This window comes from Morganella sp. EGD-HP17, from assembly GCF_000512315.2.
GTDB lineage: Bacteria > Pseudomonadota > Gammaproteobacteria > Enterobacterales > Enterobacteriaceae > Morganella > Morganella morganii.
Window position 1 is genome coordinate 26,732 of record NZ_AZRH01000014.1, and the last position, 20,086, is coordinate 46,817.

21 protein-coding genes and 3 tRNA genes are annotated in these 20,086 nt (G+C 47.4%); 22 read left to right on the forward strand and 2 right to left on the reverse strand.

Annotation, left to right across the window (positions count from 1 at the left end; translation table 11 throughout):
• Nucleotides 1-61: 61 nt before the first annotated feature.
• A complete protein-coding gene (locus tag X965_RS14415) occupies nt 62-643 on the reverse strand; it encodes a DJ-1/PfpI family protein (RefSeq protein ID WP_036418574.1) in 582 nt (193 codons plus the stop codon).
• Between the two features lie 240 nt (nt 644-883).
• On the opposite strand from X965_RS14415, the gene X965_RS14420 reads away from it, so the two are divergent.
• The 5 genes from X965_RS14420 (at nt 884) to efeB (ending at nt 4,896) form a co-directional block, all read left to right on the forward strand.
• Nucleotides 884-1,438: an iron transporter gene (locus tag X965_RS14420; protein ID WP_004240274.1), complete on the forward strand. Its 555-nt coding sequence runs from the start codon at nt 884-886 to the stop codon at nt 1,436-1,438.
• A gap of 99 nt (nt 1,439-1,537) precedes the next feature.
• Nucleotides 1,538-1,858, forward strand: coding sequence for a cupredoxin domain-containing protein (locus tag X965_RS14425; RefSeq protein ID WP_004240277.1), 321 nt, complete (start codon nt 1,538-1,540; stop codon nt 1,856-1,858).
• 23 nt (nt 1,859-1,881) lie between these two features.
• The gene (locus tag X965_RS14430) at nt 1,882-2,721 is read left to right on the forward strand and encodes an FTR1 family protein (RefSeq protein WP_036418577.1); all 840 of its coding nucleotides are present in this window, start codon (nt 1,882-1,884) and stop codon (nt 2,719-2,721) included.
• Complete coding sequence (locus tag X965_RS14435) at nt 2,711-3,610, forward strand: EfeM/EfeO family lipoprotein (RefSeq protein ID WP_024473495.1); 900 nt, start codon at nt 2,711-2,713, stop codon at nt 3,608-3,610. The genes X965_RS14430 and X965_RS14435 overlap by 11 nt, the downstream gene beginning before the upstream one ends.
• The gene (gene efeB, locus X965_RS14440) at nt 3,607-4,896 is read left to right on the forward strand and encodes an iron uptake transporter deferrochelatase/peroxidase subunit (protein WP_024473494.1); all 1,290 of its coding nucleotides are present in this window, start codon (nt 3,607-3,609) and stop codon (nt 4,894-4,896) included. Before X965_RS14435 ends, efeB begins: the two co-directional genes overlap by 4 nt.
• Nucleotides 4,897-4,933: 37 nt before the next feature.
• Here the strand turns inward: efeB and fabG are convergent, their stop codons facing one another.
• Nucleotides 4,934-5,689, reverse strand: coding sequence for a 3-oxoacyl-ACP reductase FabG (gene fabG / locus X965_RS14445; protein WP_080740563.1), 756 nt, complete (start codon nt 5,687-5,689; stop codon nt 4,934-4,936).
• Nucleotides 5,690-7,019: 1,330 nt separating this feature from the next.
• Here fabG and tdcB point away from each other — a divergent pair.
• The 17 genes from tdcB to csy3 all read left to right on the forward strand — a co-directional run bounded on the left by tdcB (nt 7,020) and on the right by csy3 (nt 20,083).
• Nucleotides 7,020-8,006 carry a bifunctional threonine ammonia-lyase/L-serine ammonia-lyase TdcB gene (tdcB, locus tag X965_RS14450; RefSeq protein WP_004240287.1) on the forward strand — a complete coding sequence of 329 codons (987 nt, stop codon included), beginning with the start codon at nt 7,020-7,022 and terminating at the stop codon, nt 8,004-8,006.
• Nucleotides 8,007-8,038: 32 nt separating this feature from the next.
• Nucleotides 8,039-9,367, forward strand: a complete 1,329-nt coding sequence (tdcC, locus tag X965_RS14455; RefSeq protein WP_004240288.1) for a threonine/serine transporter TdcC — start codon at nt 8,039-8,041, stop codon at nt 9,365-9,367.
• A gap of 146 nt (nt 9,368-9,513) precedes the next feature.
• The gene (locus tag X965_RS14460; protein ID WP_036418579.1) at nt 9,514-10,134 is read left to right on the forward strand and encodes a nitroreductase family protein; all 621 of its coding nucleotides are present in this window, start codon (nt 9,514-9,516) and stop codon (nt 10,132-10,134) included.
• Nucleotides 10,135-10,351: 217 nt separating this feature from the next.
• A complete protein-coding gene (locus X965_RS14465) occupies nt 10,352-11,011 on the forward strand; it encodes a response regulator (RefSeq protein WP_024473492.1) in 660 nt (219 codons plus the stop codon).
• A gap of 33 nt (nt 11,012-11,044) precedes the next feature.
• On the forward strand, nt 11,045-12,892 hold the full coding sequence (gene uvrC, locus X965_RS14470; RefSeq protein WP_004240292.1) for an excinuclease ABC subunit UvrC: 1,848 nt from the start codon (nt 11,045-11,047) through the stop codon (nt 12,890-12,892).
• A gap of 208 nt (nt 12,893-13,100) precedes the next feature.
• Nucleotides 13,101-13,649, forward strand: coding sequence for a CDP-diacylglycerol--glycerol-3-phosphate 3-phosphatidyltransferase (gene pgsA / locus X965_RS14475; protein ID WP_004240294.1), 549 nt, complete (start codon nt 13,101-13,103; stop codon nt 13,647-13,649).
• A 142-nt stretch (nt 13,650-13,791) separates the two neighbouring features.
• Nucleotides 13,792-13,867, forward strand: a tRNA-Gly gene (locus X965_RS14480).
• 1 nt (nt 13,868) lies between these two features.
• Nucleotides 13,869-13,942 (forward strand) — tRNA-Cys (locus X965_RS14485).
• Between the two features lie 6 nt (nt 13,943-13,948).
• Nucleotides 13,949-14,035 (forward strand) — tRNA-Leu (locus X965_RS14490).
• A gap of 268 nt (nt 14,036-14,303) precedes the next feature.
• Nucleotides 14,304-14,633, forward strand: coding sequence for a hypothetical protein (locus X965_RS19790; RefSeq protein WP_015422846.1), 330 nt, complete (start codon nt 14,304-14,306; stop codon nt 14,631-14,633).
• 190 nt (nt 14,634-14,823) lie between these two features.
• Nucleotides 14,824-15,162, forward strand: a complete 339-nt coding sequence (locus X965_RS14500; RefSeq protein WP_223302406.1) for a hypothetical protein — start codon at nt 14,824-14,826, stop codon at nt 15,160-15,162.
• A gap of 807 nt (nt 15,163-15,969) precedes the next feature.
• Nucleotides 15,970-16,398 (forward strand): hypothetical protein, encoded by a 429-nt coding sequence (locus X965_RS14510; RefSeq protein WP_004904249.1) that lies wholly within the window; start codon nt 15,970-15,972, stop codon nt 16,396-16,398.
• Nucleotides 16,399-16,587: 189 nt separating this feature from the next.
• Nucleotides 16,588-16,755, forward strand: a complete 168-nt coding sequence (locus tag X965_RS19355; protein WP_004240708.1) for a hypothetical protein — start codon at nt 16,588-16,590, stop codon at nt 16,753-16,755.
• A 147-nt stretch (nt 16,756-16,902) separates the two neighbouring features.
• Nucleotides 16,903-17,271 carry a DUF305 domain-containing protein gene (locus tag X965_RS14515; RefSeq protein WP_004904251.1) on the forward strand — a complete coding sequence of 123 codons (369 nt, stop codon included), beginning with the start codon at nt 16,903-16,905 and terminating at the stop codon, nt 17,269-17,271.
• A 245-nt stretch (nt 17,272-17,516) separates the two neighbouring features.
• On the forward strand, nt 17,517-18,242 hold the full coding sequence (locus tag X965_RS14520; protein ID WP_036418584.1) for a type I-F CRISPR-associated protein Csy1: 726 nt from the start codon (nt 17,517-17,519) through the stop codon (nt 18,240-18,242).
• Entirely contained in the window at nt 18,232-19,053 is an 822-nt protein-coding gene (locus X965_RS14525) for a type I-F CRISPR-associated protein Csy2 (RefSeq protein ID WP_036418585.1), read from the forward strand. The genes X965_RS14520 and X965_RS14525 overlap by 11 nt, the downstream gene beginning before the upstream one ends.
• Nucleotides 19,054-19,066: 13 nt before the next feature.
• Nucleotides 19,067-20,083, forward strand: coding sequence for a type I-F CRISPR-associated protein Csy3 (csy3, locus tag X965_RS14530; RefSeq protein ID WP_036418587.1), 1,017 nt, complete (start codon nt 19,067-19,069; stop codon nt 20,081-20,083).
• The last annotated feature ends 3 nt before the right edge of the window (nt 20,084-20,086 follow it).

The following is a 20,086-nucleotide window of genomic DNA, read 5'->3' on the forward strand; positions in this document are numbered from 1 at the left end:
ATCCGCCGGTTTTATTTCAGAGGCGCTATTATGTCGTAAATGGTTGCCTGTCGTCCAGTTTTTATACGGCAAAGGGGTCATCGCCGGCATCATTATGCCACCGGTATTCAATGTGTTGTGCGATCTCTTCCGCTGCGGCCTCACCGTGGCGATCAGCAATAAATGCCAGCGCCATATCCGTGCCCGCCGATACACCGGAAGAGGTATAAAAACGGCCGTCCGCACACCAGCGTGCCTTTTTCACCCAGTTTACCTGCGCGGACAGGGAGGTTACCCATTGCCAGGCACGTTTATTGGATGTCGCCCGTCTGCCGTCAAGCACACCGGCCGCTGCCAGAAGAGCCGAACCGGTACAGACGGAAAGGCACCATTGTGCATGCTGTGCTGCCGTACGCAACGCCGTGAGCATGCCCTCATCACTGACCAGCTGCCGTGTGCCCTGGCCACCCGGCACCAGCATTAACGCGGTTTTCTCCGGCTCAAATACCGTTGTTATTATCTGTGCTCCCTGTGAACTGGTGATCACACCACCGCTGAGGGAGCAGTAATTCAGTGTGTAATGCGGGGAACGGCCGAAAATCTCAGCAGGGCCGAACACATCCAGTGTTTCAAAATCGTCGAACAGCACAATATCGGCTTGCATCAGTGTGATCTCATTTGCTGAAGGCTGCTTAAGATGTAACGCATCCGTGCAAATTATACAACAGCGGATATTTCCTGCCGGACATTGCCTTTGCGGATGTATTTCGTAGCTCAATCCCGGTGGAAATGTAACCGTTTCATTGAAAAATGTGGCGGTAAGCGATAACTTTTACTTGAGCAGTGCAAATGGTAATGATTATTATTGTCAGTACTATTTGTATAATGACAATGAGGAATCAGCATGCGTATCGGGATGAGTGTGGCAGCAGCATTACTGGGCGTGGTATCAACCTCTGCCCTGGCACTGGAATATCCGCTCGGACAACCTGTTATCAAAAATGGTATGGAGATTCAGGGTGTATATCTGCAGCCGATTACCATGGCAGTGGAAGGCAAACATGAAATGCATCACCTCGCGGCGGATAAGTCAGACATCCACCTGGAAGCAGATATCCACGCCGTTGAGGAAAACCCGAATGGCTTCGCGGAAGGGGATTGGATCCCGTATCTGAAAGTGGATTACAAAGTCACTAAACTGGATGATCCGAAAAAAGCACAGTCCGGCACCTTTATGGCGATGGTTGCCAGCGACGGCCCGCACTACGGTGAAAACCTGAAACTGGATGGTTACGGTAAATACCGCGTCGAATACCGCATCTCTCCGCCGAGCATGAACGACAACGTGGCTTTCGGTCGTCATATCGATAAAGAAACCGGTGTTGCTCCGTGGTTTGAGCCGTTTGATGTCTCCTGGGACTTCGAGTATGCCGGTACCGGCCGCAAAGGCAGTTACTGAGTTTATTATTTAAGGAAAACAGCAGGCCGGTAACCGCGGTCTGCTGTCCGGACACCGGATGTCACTATCCCGCTGAGGTCACTCATGAAACTCGTTGTTATGGCACTGTGTTTATCGGTGCTCTCCCTTATATCACTGCCCGCCGCAGCGGCAGAGAAATTCACTGTCGAACTGGAAATGAATAACGGCGAACTGACACCGCCGGTACTGAAGGTACCCGCGAAAACGCCGATCCGCATTAAAATCTCCAATACCGGCACCGAACCGGTCGAATTTGAAAGTACCCAACTGCGCAAAGAGAAAGTGCTGGCTCCGGGGGCATCTTCCGTGGTGGTGATTGCACCGCTCAAACCCGGAAAATATACCTTTTTTGATGATTTTCATCTGTCGCATCCGGCCGGTGAGATCATCGCGGAATAAGTGTCAGTTCACAGGAATTAATTATGGGACAGGTTCTTTTTGTCGTCTGGCGTGAAAGCTTTGAAGCTCTGCTGGTGGTCGGCATCATCTATGCGTGGATTAAACAGCACCCGGATGCCGCCGCAGGGCGTCGCTATCTCTGGGGCGGAGTGGCACTCGGTGTTGCGCTGTCACTCTTTCTCGCACTGCTTATCTATGGTGTGTTTAATGTGCTGGATGACAGCGGCCAGACATACTTTATGATCGGTATGTCGCTGTTTGCTGCGGTATTGATCGTGCAGATGGTGTACTGGATGCAGCAGCACAGCGCATCACTGAAATCCGGTATTGAGCAGGAGATGAATGACAGTGCCCGGCAGCACTCCTGGTGGGGCGCGTTGTTTATTGTGGCGATCGCGATAGCCCGTGAAGGCAGTGAAATCGTGGTGTTCCTCTCCGGTATTGTGATGGGGCTGAATGCAGACAACATGTGGTCATTTACCGGGGAAGCCGTGGCCGGTATCGCGGTAGCGGCACTGACGTTGTGGCTGTTCCTGTTCACTTACCGGAAAATTGCCTGGAAATGGTTTTTCCGTATCACCGGTATTGTGCTGTTGTTCCTTGCCTGTTCGCTGCTGCTTAAGGGAACGGAAGAAATCGTCAACCTGCTGACCGAACATGATATCGAACTGAATGATTTCCTCATCTATCCGCTGTGGGATACCACCAACTGGCTGGATGACACCGGTACCACCGGCAGCTTCCTGGCCAGCCTGTTCGGTTACCGTGCGCAGCCTATCGGCCTGAGTGTCATTACTTTTGTGGTGTACTGGCTGGTGATTATTGCGCTGTTCTGCCGCAGAGGAAAAAAACATGCGGATTAACCGGACTGCCGTACTGGTTCTGGCATCACTGCTGCTCAGCGCTCCCGGCTATGCGGAAAAATACCGTGCAGGTAATCCGGATACCGGCAGTGATGTGGTGATCGCCAAAGGGGATATTCCGTCACCGGAAAAATTCCGTCCGGTTGTGGCGGATTACATGACGATGATGGGGAAACAGACAGCTGCGGCTGAACATCAGCTGCAATTGCTGCAAAAAGCGCTGGCCGCGGGGGATATGGCAGCCGCACGGCAGGCTTATATTCAGGCACATTATGATTATGAGGTTATCCGCGCGGCAGTGGTGGTTTTCGGCCACGCTGACAGGGTCATTAACCCTCATGCCGGCTATTTTCTCAGCCGCGAGCAGGATCCGAAATTCACCGGGTTTCACCGCATCGAATATGCACTCTTTGCCCAAAATGATCCCGCTGCCGCTCAGACCGCTACCGCCGATCTGCTGCGCAATATTAACGATCTGAAACAGCGGATCGACGTGGAAACCCTCCCGGCGGCAAAATTGGTGCAATCTGCGGATGACAGTATTGAGCTGATTCTCAGCACTAAACTGAGTGGTGATGAAAACCGCTACAGTCGTTCAGATCTGTCAGATATCGCCGCCAATATTGAAGGGGCCCGGCGCATTGTCAGCGGGCTGGCGCCGTTATTATCCGCAAAAACCAATGAGACACTCAGAAAGCAGTTTGCGGGGCCGGATGCGGTAATAGCCCGTTACCGGGATACCCGGGGGCAGTATGCGGAATATGAGAAACTGACACCGGAAGATAAACAGCAACTCTATGCAGACCTGACGCTGCTGGCAGAATCTCTGGCACAACTGCGCGCTGAACTGAAAATAGACGTGTATTACAAATACCGGAATGAACCATGAAACACGGCAAAGTGAATCTGACTGAGACAGAAGAGTCTGTCAGTCTCAGCAAACGAAATACCCTGAAATGGCTGGGGGCAGGGAGTGTTCTGTTGTCCGGCGGGTTACCGGCTTTTTCTGCTGCAGCAGCACCGGCGGCGTGTGATAACAGCGCGCGGCTGCGGGAAATTCCGTACCTTGGCAAACATCAGGCCGGGGTTATCACACCGGAGCAGAAAGAGGCCATTTTTCTGTCACTGAACCTGACCGTTAAAACGCTGGATGAGGTTGAAGATGTTTTCCGGCGGCTGACCGGTTGTATTGCGGAATTGACCCGCAACCGTCAGGCGGCGGCACCGGGTGATGACAGAATGCCGCCGGCGGAATCCGGAATTCTCGGTACGGCACTGACGGCGGATGCACTGACAGTGACGGTCTCTCTCGGCCACTCCCTGTTTGATGAGCGTTTCGGTTTATCGCCACTGAAACCACAAAAATTTACAGCCATGACGGCGTTCCCGAACGACAGGCTTGATCCGGACTGGTGCGGCGGGGATATCCTGCTGCAGTTTTGTGCCAACAGCCGTGAAACGGTGATTTATGCACTGCGTGAAGTGTTGCGCCGCCTCTCAGGCCGGGTAGCTCCGTTGTGGAAAATTGACGGTTTTCTGCCCGCACGGGATATTGAATGCCGCACAACACCGGTTAACCTGTTTGGCTTTAAAGACGGTACCGGTAATGCCGATGCCGGTGATGATGCCCTGATGAACGACCTGGTCTGGATCACCGGCCGGGAACCCGCCTGGGCGGAGAACGGCAGTTATCAGGCGGTACGCCTTATCCGTTTTGAGCTGGAATTCTGGGACCGGACACCGCTGGAAGATCAGGAAAATGATTTTGGCCGTCACAAAGCCAGTGGTGCGCCGATGGGAAAAGAGCATGAGCACGACGACCCGGACTTTAAGCAGGATCCGCACGGTGACCGGGTCTTATTTGATTCCCACATGCGCCGCGCTGAACCACGCTCCACAGAGCGGCATGTGGCCAAACTGCGCCGCCGCAGCTACAGCTACTCGCTGGGGCTGACCCCGTCCGGGCAACTGGATATGGGGCTGGTATTTATCTCCTTCCAGAAGGATTTGAAAAAAGGCTTTATTGATACCCAGAAGCGGCTGAACGGCGAACCGCTTGAGCGTTACATCAAACCGTTCGGCGGCGGATACTATCTGGTATTGCCGGGGATTACCTCAGAGAAAAGCTATCTGGGTGAGACACTGATTGCTGCCGCGAGGGAGCAGGGCAGATAAGAGGATACCGGGCGGTATCCTCACCCGTGCTGTTTTATCAGAGCAGCGCTTCCGGGGATTCCGGTAAAATCTGGCCGCCGTCAATAATGATGGTCTGTCCGGTGATGTATTTAGCTTCATCAGAGGCAAGGAACGCCGCAGCATAACCGATATCTTCCGGCTCACCGAGCGTGTGCGTCGGAATAGTGGCACGCATCTGGTTCAGATAGGTTTCACCCTGTGCTTTCAGTCCTTCAGTCAGGATATTGCCCGGCTGGACTGCGTTAATGGTGATCCCGAGACGGGCATATTCCAGCGCGGCACTGCGCATAAAGCCGAGCTGTGCAGCTTTGCTTGCGCCGTAATGGCTCCAGCCCGGAAAGCCGGTGACCGGACCGGTAATGGAAGAGGTAATCACGATCCGGCCATATTTTTGTTCTTCCATCACACCCAGCGCGGCCTGAACCAGGAAAAACATCCCCTTCACGTTCACCTTCTGCATGGTATCCCAGTCCTGCTCCGTCATGGATTTGATGGTGCATTGCGGGAAAATACCGGTATTTGAGCAGAGGATATCCAGACGACCGTACTTTTCTCTGACCTTACTGATAACAGTGCGGCACTGAGACTGAGAGGTCACATCCAGTGCCATAAAGTCTGTTTCCAGCTCTGCAGCGGTTGCGCTGCCGGTTCTTTCATCAATATCGGCGATAACAATGGTGGCACCGCCCTTTTTCAGCGCGGTGACGATGCCGCGCCCGATCCCTTTGGCGCCGCCGGAAACCACTGCGATTTTACCTGTCAAGTCGAACATATACATTCTCCTGTTTACCGGGGTTAACACTTAAGTCGTAAATCATTACAGCATGGCTGTCCCGGAATGCAATGGCAAAGCCGCCATGATTGAGGAAGTATGAGGATTGTCACACCGGTAAGTATCTGCAGGGGGAGCAGGATGTTGTAACAGATAATTGTGTCAGCGGCGCATAAAACCATTCTTATGACTGAATCGATTTTAGCAAAATAACATTTTCTTCCGTTTTAATGCTGTGCAGCAATGGATTTATCACATGGGCTGATTATTTTCACAGTAAATATTAAATCTGAAAAATCGCAATATTGAAGTCTTAAATTCTTATCCGTCTGTCGTAGTTGGCTTATGTTGACATTAGCGACTATATCCACAGACAAAAACCGGCTATTTCCGTCCGGGAGGAAATAAAAAGGAAAAAATCGGGTTATAAAAAAATAGCCAGATATCATTTTTGATTATTAAAAATAGCATTCAATAAATTAATATTTTTCATTGTTTAATTTTGGTTTAAAGATGTCTGATAAATAAAATTGTCACAAATTAAATATATATTTAATTAATTGCAAGGTTAAAAAAAACACAGATTCAGGCCAAAAAAACAGCCATTTAGCTGTTTCCTAAAGTGAACACTTTTTCGGGCTGTCAGGCAAAAAAACGTTACGATTTATGTCATGGAAATGTAACACTCCGGCTATAAATGGGAATCATTAACATATAAATAAATGATTTGATGATTTTTTATCCGAATTTGGCTTGGGTTAGCACCCGGTGATAATGCGTGCAGAACAACTGAACATGTTACGATCTGCCGCAAATCAGGGTTGCAATGAGTAAAAAACATTCAAATCTTTAATAAACAATCAGATATAATATTTATAGTGATTTGAATCACATTGCATTTTCAGGATTGTTAAAAAAATCAGGATATTTTGCTGTAAGATGAGGCCTTGGTAAGATTAATTTTTGTCAAAATACATGCCCTTTTTTACGTGACGGGATCATTTGTACGTCTTTTTACGCAGTTATTTTTTAACAAAAACATAGCATGGATAACAAAAAACGGGAAAGGGATTGCATTGCGCAACTAAATGTTAATCCCATTGCCGATATTTAACAAATACTCAACATTAAGTCATTTTCATTTAACTTGAAATGAAATATAAAACATTAAAAAAGACAGAAAACCGAAAGAAGTTTGGATTGGATCACACGTTGAGAAAGTTTTTCGGGAATATTTTAAAAATATGATTTGAAATACAGTTGTTTTTAAATTTGTCGGTATAGTTAGACTCAATTTTAATATATATAAAAAGATAGGACGAGGTTTGTCATGATTACATACGATCTGCCGGTAACCATTAAAGATATCATTGATGCACAAAAAACCATCAGAGGACATGTCTATAAAACGGGTATGCCGAAGTCCAACTATTTAAGTGAAAAGTGCAACGGCACAATCCACTTAAAATTTGAGAACATGCAGCGCACAGGTTCATTTAAACTCCGTGGTGCATTTAACAAGTTAAGTTCGCTGACACCAGAAGAAAGAGCACAGGGCATCGTTGCCTGCTCAGCCGGTAACCATGCTCAGGGCGTTTCTTTATCCTGCGCTATGTTAGGTATCAACGGCAAAGTTGTTATGCCTACCGGTGCACCAAAATCCAAAATTGCAGCAACCTCAGATTACTCTGCAGAAGTTGTTCTGCACGGTAATAACTTCAATGACACGATTGCTAAAGCAAGAGAGATCATTGAGCAGGAAGGCCGTATCTTTATCCCGCCATACGATGATGAAAAAGTAATCGCAGGTCAGGGGACTATCGGTCTGGAAATCCTTGAAGATCTGTATGACGTCGATAACGTTATCGTTCCAATCGGCGGCGGCGGTCTGATTGCCGGTGTTGCAGTTGCTCTGAAATCCATCAACCCGACTATTAATGTGATCGGTGTCCAATCTGAAAACGTTCATGGTATGGAAGCATCATATCGTGCTGGTAAAATCACGACCCATCGTGATGCCGGTACTGTGGCAGATGGTTGTGATGTTTCGACTCCGGGCAGTATCACGTATGACATCGTGAAAGAGCTGGTGACAGACATCATTCTGGTAACAGAAGAAGAAATCCGCGAAAGCATGATTGCGTTAATCCAGCGCAACAAAGTAGTGACCGAAGGTGCCGGTGCACTGGCGTCTGCTGCGATTCTTAGCGGGAAACTGAAAAAATATATCGAACACAAGAAGACAGTCAGCATCATTTCCGGCGGGAACATTGACCTGACTCGTATCTCTGAAATTATTGGTACCCACGAAAAATAATATTTGCATAGTCTTTTAAAAGGAAAAGCAACATGAGTACTGACAAAACCCAGATTCCGGCTGAGTATAAAAGCTGGCGTAAATCGGACACGACCTGGACACTCGGTCTGTTCGGTACTGCTATAGGTGCAGGGGTACTATTCTTCCCGATCCGTGCCGGTTACGGTGGCCTGATCCCGATTCTGATCATGCTGGTTCTGGCATATCCGATTGCGTTCTTATGTCACCGCGCATTAGCACGTTTATGTCTGTCAGGCAAAAATCCGTCAGGCGATATCACAGAAACTGTTGAAGAGCACTTTGGTAAAGGCGGTGGTGTTGTCATCACTTTCCTGTACTTCTTCGCAATCTGTCCGCTCCTGTGGATCTACGGCGTAACCATCACCAATACCTTTATGGCATTCTGGGAACAGCAGCTGGGCATGATGCCGCTGAACCGGGGTGTGGTTGCACTGATTCTGCTGTTAGCAATGGCTGTCATTATTTACTTCGGTAAAGATCTGATGGTCCGCGTAATGAGCTACCTGGTATTCCCGTTCATTGCCAGCCTGGTACTGTTATCTCTGGCTCTGATCCCTTACTGGAACACTGCCGTATTTGAAAGTGTGAACGCAGACAGCTTCCAGCTGTTCGGTCACAGCGGTATCCTGGTAACAGTATGGCTGGGTATTTCCATCATGGTGTTCTCTTTCAACTTCTCACCAATCGTATCTTCTTTCGTGGTATCAAAACGTGAAGAATACGAAGCGGCGTGCGGTAAAGATTTCACCGAGCAGAAAGTTAACAAAATCATCTCCCGCGCAGGTTTACTGATGGTGGGTGTGGTTATGTTCTTCGCATTCAGCTGCCTGTTCGCGCTGTCTCCGGCTAACATGGCTGAAGCGAAAGAGATGAACATTCCTGTTCTGACTTACCTGGCTTACCACTTCAACAACGTGGGCGGCGCTAACGGTACTCTGGCGACTATCCTGGTTTGGGCTGCACCAATCATCGCACTGGTTGCAATCTTCAAATCCTTCTTCGGTCACTACCTGGGTACTCTGGAAGGTATGAACGGTCTGTTACTGAAATTTGCGTTCGGTGGCGACAAAAACAAAGTCAGCGTTGGTAAACTGAACCTGATCTCTATGGTCTTCATCATGGGTTCTACCTGGTTCATCGCTTACATCAACCCGAACATCCTGGACCTGATTGAAGCAATGGGTGCACCAATCATCGCATCACTGCTGTGCTTACTGCCAATGTATGCTGTTAACCGCGTACCGGCTCTGAGCAAATACAAAGGTCAGGCATCTAACTACTTTGTTACCATCATCGGTCTGCTGACCATCGGTAACATCGTGTTCAAACTGTTCGTATAATTCTGCTGACAGTTAATGACTGAAAACCCGCACTCACCGGAGTGCGGGTTTTTTTTGCGTTGTAATCGTGACCCCGCATCCGGAATCAAATTCATGTTATGGTAAATAAATCATCCGGATAATAAATGGAATAAACAGGAGTCTGTATGAATGTTATTGATGCCGTGCGCCAGCGCAGAGCAACCAAGAAGTTTGATCCTGATTTTGTAATCCCGCTTAACGAGAAAAAAGCACTGTTGTCACTGGCGATGGAAAACGCCCCGAGTGCCTTTAACCTTCAGCACTGGCGACCGCTGCTGGTGGAGGATTCGGCACAACGCCGCAATATCCGCAAAGTGGGCTGGGATCAGCCGCAGATGACGGACGCCTCCATGCTGGTGATTTTATGCGGTGATGTGGCAGCCTGGAGTTCCCGTCCCCGTGAAATCTGGCGTGATGCTGATCCGCTGGTGCGGGATTTTATGGTCAATGCGGTTGATAACTACTATCGCGGTAAACCGGAAACCCAGCGTGATGAAATTATGCGCAGTGCCGGTATTTTTGCCCAGACGCTGATGCTGCTGGCAAAAGCGCAGGGATATGACAGCTGCCCGATGGACGGATTTGATTTTAATGCGGTGGCTGAAGTTATCGACCTGCCGGAAAACTATGAAATCTGCCTGATGGTGGCGATTGGCAAATCCGCCGGTGAGCCTTATCCGCGTATCGGTAAACTGCCTTTTGATCAGCTGGTCAGCATTGACCGCTTTCATCCTGATATGCCGTAACATTATCTGCTTGTCTCCGGTTGCTGTCTCCCGGCAGCCGTCTCCTTTCATGTCCTCTGTTTCTGTTGAATCATCACTGCAATCAATTTTTAATCGCGAAATATATTTATAATATTCAGCCTGTTACCGGAAGAATCGTATCTTTATTAAATAACGGTTTAACCAGGCCTTGTATAATTTACGGTAAATTTATTGAAAATTCAGAAAGGAGTTCTGTGTGATTTCAGTATTGGTGGCAAATGCGAATGAATTTTACCGTGCAGGGATTGGTGCCATTATCACGGCAACACCGGGTATGAAAATGGCGGGGGAGGTCAGGGACAGCACCGGTGCGGTGCGCTGGTGCCGCGATAATCATGCGGATGTGGCGCTGCTTGATATCGGTTTTCCGGTGATGAGCGGCCTGGAAGCCGCCAAAAAAATCACCCGCTATACCTCCGAAACCAAAGTGATTATCCTGACAGATGAACACAGCCTGATCTCACCGTATAAAGTGATGAACAGCGGAGCGGCGGGGTATTTGTATCAGAGCAGTGACCGTGAGGATTTACTGCACGCCATCCGGATTATCAGCCGGGGCCAGCGCTATGTGGCACCGGATATTGCCCAGCAGACCATTCTTGACACCCGCCTGCATGCACATGACAGCAATCCGCTGGATAAACTGAGTCACCAGGAGCGCCAGGTGATGGTTATGATAGCGCAGGGCATCAAAGTCACACAAATTGCCGACAAAATGTGTCTCAGCAGCAAGACGGTGAACAGTTATAGATATAGAATATTTAATAAGCTGAATATTAATGGTGATATTAAACTCACTCATCTGGCATTGCGCTACGGACTGATCCATATTGACAGCGTGGTGCCGGATGAATGAATAAACACTGAGAGCAGAGAGTTTGTACCCTGTATGGAAAAAGCGGTTGTAACTGAATTCGATGCGAAAGCATTTTTAAAAACTGTGACCAGCCAGCCCGGTGTATACCGGATGTATGATGCTGAAGGCACAGTAATTTATGTCGGGAAAGCCAAAGATTTGAAAAAACGGCTTTCCAGCTACTTCCGTACGCAGGTTTCGGGGAAAAAAACCGAGCAGCTGGTTAAAAATATTGCTCAGATAGATGTCACAGTGACGCACACGGAAACAGAAGCGCTGCTGCTGGAACACACCTATATCAAAAAATATCAGCCGCGTTACAACGTGTTGTTGCGTGATGATAAATCCTATCCGTATATCTATCTGAGCAGCAATGACAAACACCCGCGGCTGGCTGTTCACCGCGGGGCCAAACACGCCAAAGGGGAATACTTCGGACCGTTCCCGAACGCCTATGCTGTGCGTGAAACGCTGGCGCTGATGCAGAAACTGTTCCCCGTCCGTCAGTGTGAGGACAGCGTCTACCGCAACCGTTCCCGCCCGTGTCTGCAATACCAGATTGGCCGCTGTCTGGGGCCCTGTGTCAAAGGGCTGGTGAGTGATGAGGACTATGACAGAGAAGTGAACCTGGTCCGCCTGTTTCTGGAAGGTAAAGACCAGCAGGTGCTGACAGAACTGGTGGAAAAAATGGAGCAGGCCAGTCAGGCACTGCGTTTTGAAGAGGCTGCCCGTCTGCGGGATCAGATTCAGGCTGTCCGTGCTGTCACTGAAAAACAGTTTGTCACCGGTTCCGGAGATGACCTGGATGTCGTGGGGGTTTATTTTGATGCCGGTCTGGCCTGTATTCATGTCCTGTTTATCCGCAACGGCCGCGTGCAGGGAAGCCGCAGTTACTTCCCGAAAGTCCCGGCAGGTACTGAGCCGGATGAAATCGTACAAACCTTTATCGGCCAGTTTTATCTCCAGGGCAGTGAAAACCGCTCATTACCGGATGATATTCTGCTGGATTTTCCGTTACCGGAAAAAGAGATTATGGAAGAAACCCTGTCTCAGTTTGCCGGCCGGCGGATCCTTATCCAGCCGAAACCGCGTGGTGACCGGGCCCGTTATCTGAAACTGGCACACACCAATGCCGTGACCGCGCTGATGACAAAACGGGCGCAGCAATCCACTATTGCGACACGCATGAAAGCCCTGTCAGAACTGACCGGTATTGAAACCATCAACCGTATGGAATGTTTTGATATCAGCCATACCATGGGTGATCAGACGGTGGCTTCCTGTGTGGTTTTTGACAGCAACGGGCCGGTGAAATCGGAATACCGCCGTTACAATATCACCGGTATCACGCCCGGGGATGACTATGCGGCGATGGATCAGGTGCTGCACCGCCGCTACGGCAAACATATCGGCAATGAAAAAATCCCCGATATTATTTTTATCGACGGCGGTAAAGGCCAGCTCGGTAAAGCGATTGAAGCCTTTGACGGCCTGGACGTGGACTGGGATAAAAACAGACCGAAACTGATCGGCGTGGCAAAGGGCAGTGACCGCAAAGCGGGTCTGGAAACCCTCTTTTTTGCCGCTTCCGGGGAAGGGATGGCGCTGCCACCGGACTCACCGGCGCTGCATGTGATCCAGCATATCCGCGACGAATCCCACAACCATGCGATCACCGGTCACCGGCAGCGCAGGGCGAAAGTCAAAAACACCAGTGCGCTGGAATCGATAGAAGGTATCGGGCCGAAACGGCGGCAGATGCTGCTCAAATACATGGGCGGATTACAGCCGCTGCGTAACGCCAGCATCGATGAAATCGCCAAAGTCCCGACTATCTCGTATGCACTGGCGGAAAAAATTTTCCATGCACTTAAGCATTAATAAACAGGGCTTATCTGTGCGGCAGATAAGAGAATTTTTTCAATAACAGCGGTGAGTTATCTGTAACTGTGGTAGTATGATGCTATCCGGTAGGATTGCGCAGAACCTGAAAATCACGCAACAGGCCCCGGAATCAGCGGGGCGGTAATATGTGCCGGCAGATGCGCAAGCGGCTTTTTCATCTGACTTATAAAATAATGGCTCCGTTATGCGATTAAATATCCCTACATGGCTGACTCTGTTTCGCGTTATCCTGATACCGTTCTTTGTCCTCGCCTTCTATTTGCCGTTCAGCTGGGCACCTGTTGTCAGCGCCGCTATTTTTGTCATTGCTGCGATGACAGACTGGTTTGATGGTTTTCTTGCCCGTCGTTTAAAACAAACCACCCGTTTCGGGGCCTTTCTGGATCCTGTAGCTGATAAAGTGATGGTGGCGACCGCTCTGGTGCTGGTAACAGAATACTATGCGGTCTGGTGGATAACGCTGCCTGCTATCACAATGATTGCCCGTGAAATTATTATTTCATCACTGCGTGAATGGATGGCTGAGCTGGGCAAGCGCAACAGCGTTGCGGTTTCCTGGATGGGTAAAGTCAAAACTACGGCACAAATGGTGGCACTGGTGGGGCTTATCTGGCGGCCGAATGACCTGACGGAAATTGCTGCTTTCATCCTTTTCTACATTGCAATGATCCTGACTTTCTGGTCTATGTTCCAATATTTACGCGCTGCATGGGCGGATTTGAGTGAAGCCTGATCGATATGCTGTAAAAAACAGCGAACGATCATTTTTCATGAATTAAGCGGTTGACTCACAGCGTGAAATCAGTAGAATGCAACGCATCCGAACGACACAGCGGTTTGCGAAAACAAATAAGTAAATCAGTAAGTTCAGAGATGCGGGAATAGCTCAGTTGGTAGAGCACGACCTTGCCAAGGTCGGGGTCGCGAGTTCGAGTCTCGTTTCCCGCTCCAGGGCGCGTTGGCAGAGTGGCCATGCAGCGGATTGCAAATCCGTGTACCTCGGTTCGACTCCGGGACGCGCCTCCATATTCAGCCCAGATGGTGAAATCGGTAGACACAAGGGATTTAAAATCCCTCGGCCGCAAGGCTGTGCGGGTTCAAGTCCCGCTCTGGGCACCATACAGAAATTCATTGATTTATCAGTGGGTTAGAGTTAAAAGAGAGCGACCTTTATGGTCGCTTTTTTTGTGCTTAAAATAACACTTCACTTTTCCCCGCTCATACTCACCGAAATCTCTCTTAAGTACCGGCAGCATCCATATCTCACAGTTTTATAACCCATTCTGATCATCGGCATTTCGCTTAAACACAACCCCCTACCCACGGCGATAGTTTGATGATTAAATGATAACCCGGAATTTTCAGACCAGTAATCAAGAGATAAATCATGCAAAATAAATACATTATGACCATTTTGATTAGTACCTTACTGTCAGGCTGCTCTGCGTTTGATAATAATCACGGGACTAATTGGGGAAGTGGTACTTGCCCGGAGCCATCCACTGATGAGATTGCAGCGTCAGGGCATCTTAAAATCATGGATGGCAGGACACTGAAATGTCAGTTGCGCCCTTATGTCAGTAATATGGCCTGTCAGGGCATTACGGATAGCACGAACGCAGACGGCATGGTTTGTCAGGATGCATCAGGAAAGGGAATGTTATTTATCTTTGATGATAACGGTGTGCTCAAAGGACATAAGTCTCTGCAGAATTGAACCGGAATGAAGCACAGAAAATACAGAGGTATCAGTCCTCTCATCAGGTCAAATCCTATTCCATATCGCAAATTCTCTTTGCTAATATCATTATAATATTAAAATCACCGGTAACCGGTAACCGGTAACCGGTAACCGGGGACAGACACGGAAAGCACCGTTAAGGGATGAACATGAAAAAAGTTTATTTTTGATTTTGGGAATTATGCTGATTGGCGGCTGTCAGGCACCGGCAAATAACAGTGCAACAGACGGGATGTCTGAAAAATGGGGAAACTGCCTTATCCGTTATTCTGCCGGGCAGGCACTGACAACCACTGACAGCAAAAAAACAATTACCGATAACGCGTATAAGAATTGTAAGAAAGAAATGAATGAAGCGGTGGATATGCTGGTTGAGGATATCTCAGCGGATAGCGCAACTAAAGCAGCCGCCAGAAAAAAGGCGTTTGAGATGATAGAAGAAGGGTACAGACAAGAGATTGTTCCTGAGCTCTATAATGCTATCGATGAAGTCAGAAAATTATAACAGCACAAAAATTACTGTGCTGTTATGACCCCGGATGTAATATCCGGCACCTGAATTCTGCAGGTGCCGGTGTTTTCTGAAATGCCTCAAGGCAGGTGATTTTCTCAGTCAGATTTTTTCTTTCATCACAGGATAATAAATTAACAGTATTATCAGTGAGCAGAGCGGAATGGTAATAACGCAATGCTGTTTGTAAATCCTCACCGGAAGGGGCGCAGCTGCCCGGGGTATTCTTATTATCCGTCAGCATCATAAGATTTGCATCGGTATAATTTATAATCATCTGAGGTGACGGATAACGAAGCATATTCTCAGAAAAGAATTTGATAGCGGATGTGTAATTTTTATTATGCATGGCATCAAATGCCAGATCGTTAAACTCTGAAAACAACGGGTTATCCAGCGTGATCTTTGCCTGTCTGAGGCTGGAAATTACCAATTTTGCATTTGCTGCATCCGGTGGAGAGCGCAGTACAGCCGGACCGGTATCAGCTGAAGCAGAAAGGGAGATGCTCCACAGAAATAACACCGAAAATAACTGTTTCATTATGCAAAAATAGCCTTTTATTGATTGCCTCTTCTTAAGATTAATCAATTAGTGATCTTATGTAAATATCTGGTCCTAAAGTGAAGTGGTTTTATTATTTTTATGCGGGATATACCGGAAAAGGAGAAATGGCAAAGTAAACAAGTGAAAATGAAAATATCATGTGTCTGACTTTAGTCAGTCATGAGTGCATAAATAATATATAATATTTGATGGTGTTTATATTGAAAAACGGAATAACAATACAAAGCCAGAGGTGTATGATGGATAATTCATCACCGGATAATGTTCAGATCCGGGAGTTTGTGGAACGCTTAAAAACGGTGACAGGGTCGCGTTTTTTTCATTATCTGAATGATAAGCAAGTTAAAACCACGTGTCTGATGTGCGGGCATAATGGCAGGCAGGTTATAGATGAAACAAACTATACGACAGCGCAGGACCGGCTGGATAACAAACCTCCGCGTACGTTCGTCACATTTTATTACCACACTCCGGGGATTCCGGCAGACAGTATAAACCATTATTATTATCGTCTTATCTGTGATAACTGTGGTTTTGTTACTCAGCACAGCGCCAGATATGTCATAAACTGGCTGGATGAAGAAGCACTCCGGGAACAGCATCTGTCGGATGCTGAATGGGTAAATATGCCGGAACCGGCTACTGCAGAACCGGACGAAGAATAACTGCACATATAATACCGGGGGATAACGCCCGGTTTTTTCTTTTCTGTATTCCTTTGACTGCGTTTTTAATCACCATCTTCTTGCTTTGCCATCAAAATATTGTGATTTTTAAGAACTTTACTTTGCCTTAGCGGCAAGGTTCAATGTCATACGCAGAATTACCTGCAGGAAAAGGTGAACGGAGGATATATGGAAGATGGTTTAATGGTTATTGCGGGACTGGCGCTTGTTGCCGCAGCTGCAGGTCTGGTAAAGCCTTCTCTTGTGGGGATGAAGAGCCGTGTTGGCGCGGTATTGGGTTATCTTATTATTTTCATTATTTTTTTAGTACCTGCATTAATACTGATGCCGGACTGACAGAATAATATCTGAATTGTTCAGACATTGTGGAGAGAGCTTTATTAAATGTAAATATGGTAAAGTTATTTCTTATTACATTGACCTTTCCCTTAGGGCAACCTTTATGATTAATTCCATCAACCAAATACGAAAAAGGAATTAATCATGAAAAAAACACTTATTCTCACTGCTCTGTTATCCGGCGTTATGACATTCGGTGCCGTGGCAAATCCGGTATTATTAAGTGGTGATATGCATGCTGTTACCACTCCGGTGCAGAAAGAGCTGGGTGATTCTATGATGCGTATGCATGATGATATGGCAAAAACATTATCTGAGCAAAATGCGGATATTGCATTTGCTGAAGGTATGATTGCACATCATAAAGGAGCTGTTGAAATGGCTCAAATTGAACTGAAGTATGGTTCAGATCCGGAAATGCGTAAGTTAGCTCAGGACATTATTGATGCACAGGGACCGGAAATAAAGCAGATGCAGGATTGGCTTAAAAACAATAAGCCAGCAAAGAAATAAATATTTAATAATTACGGCATATCTTTTCGGATATGCCGTTTTTGTATTATTGCTGTTAATTTTATTTATTAAATTCCATTCAGATCGCAAAAAAAAACACCGGTACGTAAAAATCACAATGCTGGTAGACAATCCCCTTTCAAAGACATATTAAATATCCCGTCAGTTGATGAAGATTCATTCAATGCCGGATTGAATTTTCAATATTATTGTCAAATTAAATTATTTTAAGAAAAGGATATTCTATGCCGGACCCGGAAATTACTGCATTTTTTACAAAATATCAGGAGTCAAAAAAAATTCCTGAGTTTTCGCGTCTGCAATGGCTGTCCGATGCCGCCGGACGCGCGGAACAACTGTCATTGACGACACATCCGTTTGCTTTTACACATCCCTGTGCCCGCAGGAATCGCTATGGCAAAGCGGGAGCGATACTGGCGGAGGTTAAAAAGAAAAATGATGGCTTTCTGCGATCCGGTAATGTGGTTGTTCCGCAGGATGCTGAGGGTAATGCTGCTGCACTGGAAATATATACGTTTCTGATGCTGAAAATGCAGGATGGAAAAACATTACTGACACATTTGTGTGAGGAAAGTGAAACGGCAAAGAAAATTCTGGGCAGTGAAAATTACCGGAAGTTGCGGGCCGGTTTTTTACGGATATTCTCCGGAGAGGGCGTACCGTCAACAAATTCAAAGATAAAACAGGTTTTTTTCCCCGTGCCGGGTAAAGAATGTAATGCGGGTTATCATTTACTGTCAGTTCTGACACCATCGGGGTTATTATTTGAGTTATACCACCGGCTTGGTAAATCCGGTATATTCCCGGGTCATCTTGTTGTGATTCATATTGGCGGGTCTAAACCACAAAATATTTCTGCACTTAATATGCAGAATAAAGGGAAAGCCTGTTTATTATTATCTGTCCCGCCGGGAGCCGTCACTGCCGGAGATCATTACTGTGTCCATTAATTATCTGCTGCTGAAAAATATTCTTATCCGGGATGCCAATGCGTTATCCGGTGCACTGATAGCCGGTTTTCCGGCAGTTACTGCCTGGCTGGGATTTATTCATGCGCTTGAGCGAAAAGTGAGGAAAAAAGGGTTTCCGTTAGTCAGGTTTAATTATACCGGTATTATTTGTCACCATTGCCATTTACAACTGTATGCGGAACCCAGCGGAATAATGTATTCCGCATTAAACAGGCGGAAACCACCGGATAAAAAAGGCAGAAATCCATCGCTGATTGAGGACGTATATTGTCATCTCAATGTTTCACTGTTTATTTGTGGCGGAAATATACAGGATAAAAATAAGGAATTCATTACTGTAGTATCTGAAGCAATAAACATGCTGAAAATTGCCGGTGGCGATATTACAGATTCAGGTAAACAGGAGACCGGCCCTTTTCCTGACAGTAAAATGCGATGGTGTGAAGTGCGGCAATGTATTGCTCCGGGATATGCATTACTGGAGCGGCGGGATGTCATGGTCAATGCAATGAACAGCGGAATGGATGCGATGGCGGCATTACTGAAATATACCACTGCTCCGGGTACAGTGCTGATCCCGATCGTCACCGGATATCAGGGGCTTTCCCCGCCGGGAATAGCGAAAAATGTCAGGGCAGAAGGTATACCACACCGTTTTGCGGAAAGTGTTATTACTTTAGGGGAATTCCGGCCGGTAGATAAACTGCGGCATCCTTCGGATATGTTGTGGGGTTATCACTATTTATCTGACGGGAATCTTTATCTGTGTCAGCAAGGTAAACACGATTAACAGGAAAGAGAAAATGACCGGGCTCAGGAATATACCGTCTGTTTTATCATTTTCAAAAAAACTGATCCCCTCTGACGGTATTTTTTCCGGAACATCACAGCATCCGGATTCACGGGTTACTCCGCTGACAATACAGACGAGAACTGCCCGGGGGACATTTGCTTTCCGCCGGAAAAACCGGGGGAAAGAGGAAAAAATATCCGGACAAAAAATTCATGATCCTAATATCCGGTCTATGGATTACTGCATGCTGGGAGCTGAACAGAATGTGATTTTATTCCGGTTCACACTGAAGATTACCGGCGGGCTGAAATATCCGGCTGCCTGTAATAATGAAATCTTCCGTCAGCGCTATCAGGCAGTAATAACGGATTATCTGGAAAGAGAACATTGCCGGGAGCCTGCGCGGCGGTATGCACATAATATTGCCTGCGGCCGTTTTTTATGGCGGAACCTGGTTGGCGCAGAGCATATTGAGGTGGTTGTGGATAATCTCAGCGCGGAAAAAAAACAGCAGTGGGTATTTGATGCACGCAAATACAGCCTTCGTCATTTTGAGCAGACGGATAATATAGCCGGCGACCTGGGGAGACATATTGCCGCAGCACTGAGTTGTGATGATGGTGCATTATTACTGGCTGTTTCAGCCAGAGTGATAACCGGAAAAGGGCAGGAAATTTATCCCAGTTGTGAATTTGTGATGAATAAAAGAAAGGGGGGGAGCAGCCGGATACTCTGCCATATTGACGGCACTGCGGGAATGCATTCACAAAAAATCGGCAATGCTTTGCGCTCAGTGGATACCTGGTATCCGGCCTTTTCTGATTTAACCGCAGGGGCGGGCGTTATCGCGGCCGATCCCTATGGCGCGGTCACACATCTGGGGGCAGTATTCCGTCCGCCGGGGTCAGGGCAGGATTTTTATACACTCTTTGAAAAATGGGTCAGCGGAAAAAAACTCGCTGAACATGAAGAAAATTATGTCGTGGCAGTGTTAATTCGCGGCGGTGTTTTCGGTGGCGGAGGGTAAGCG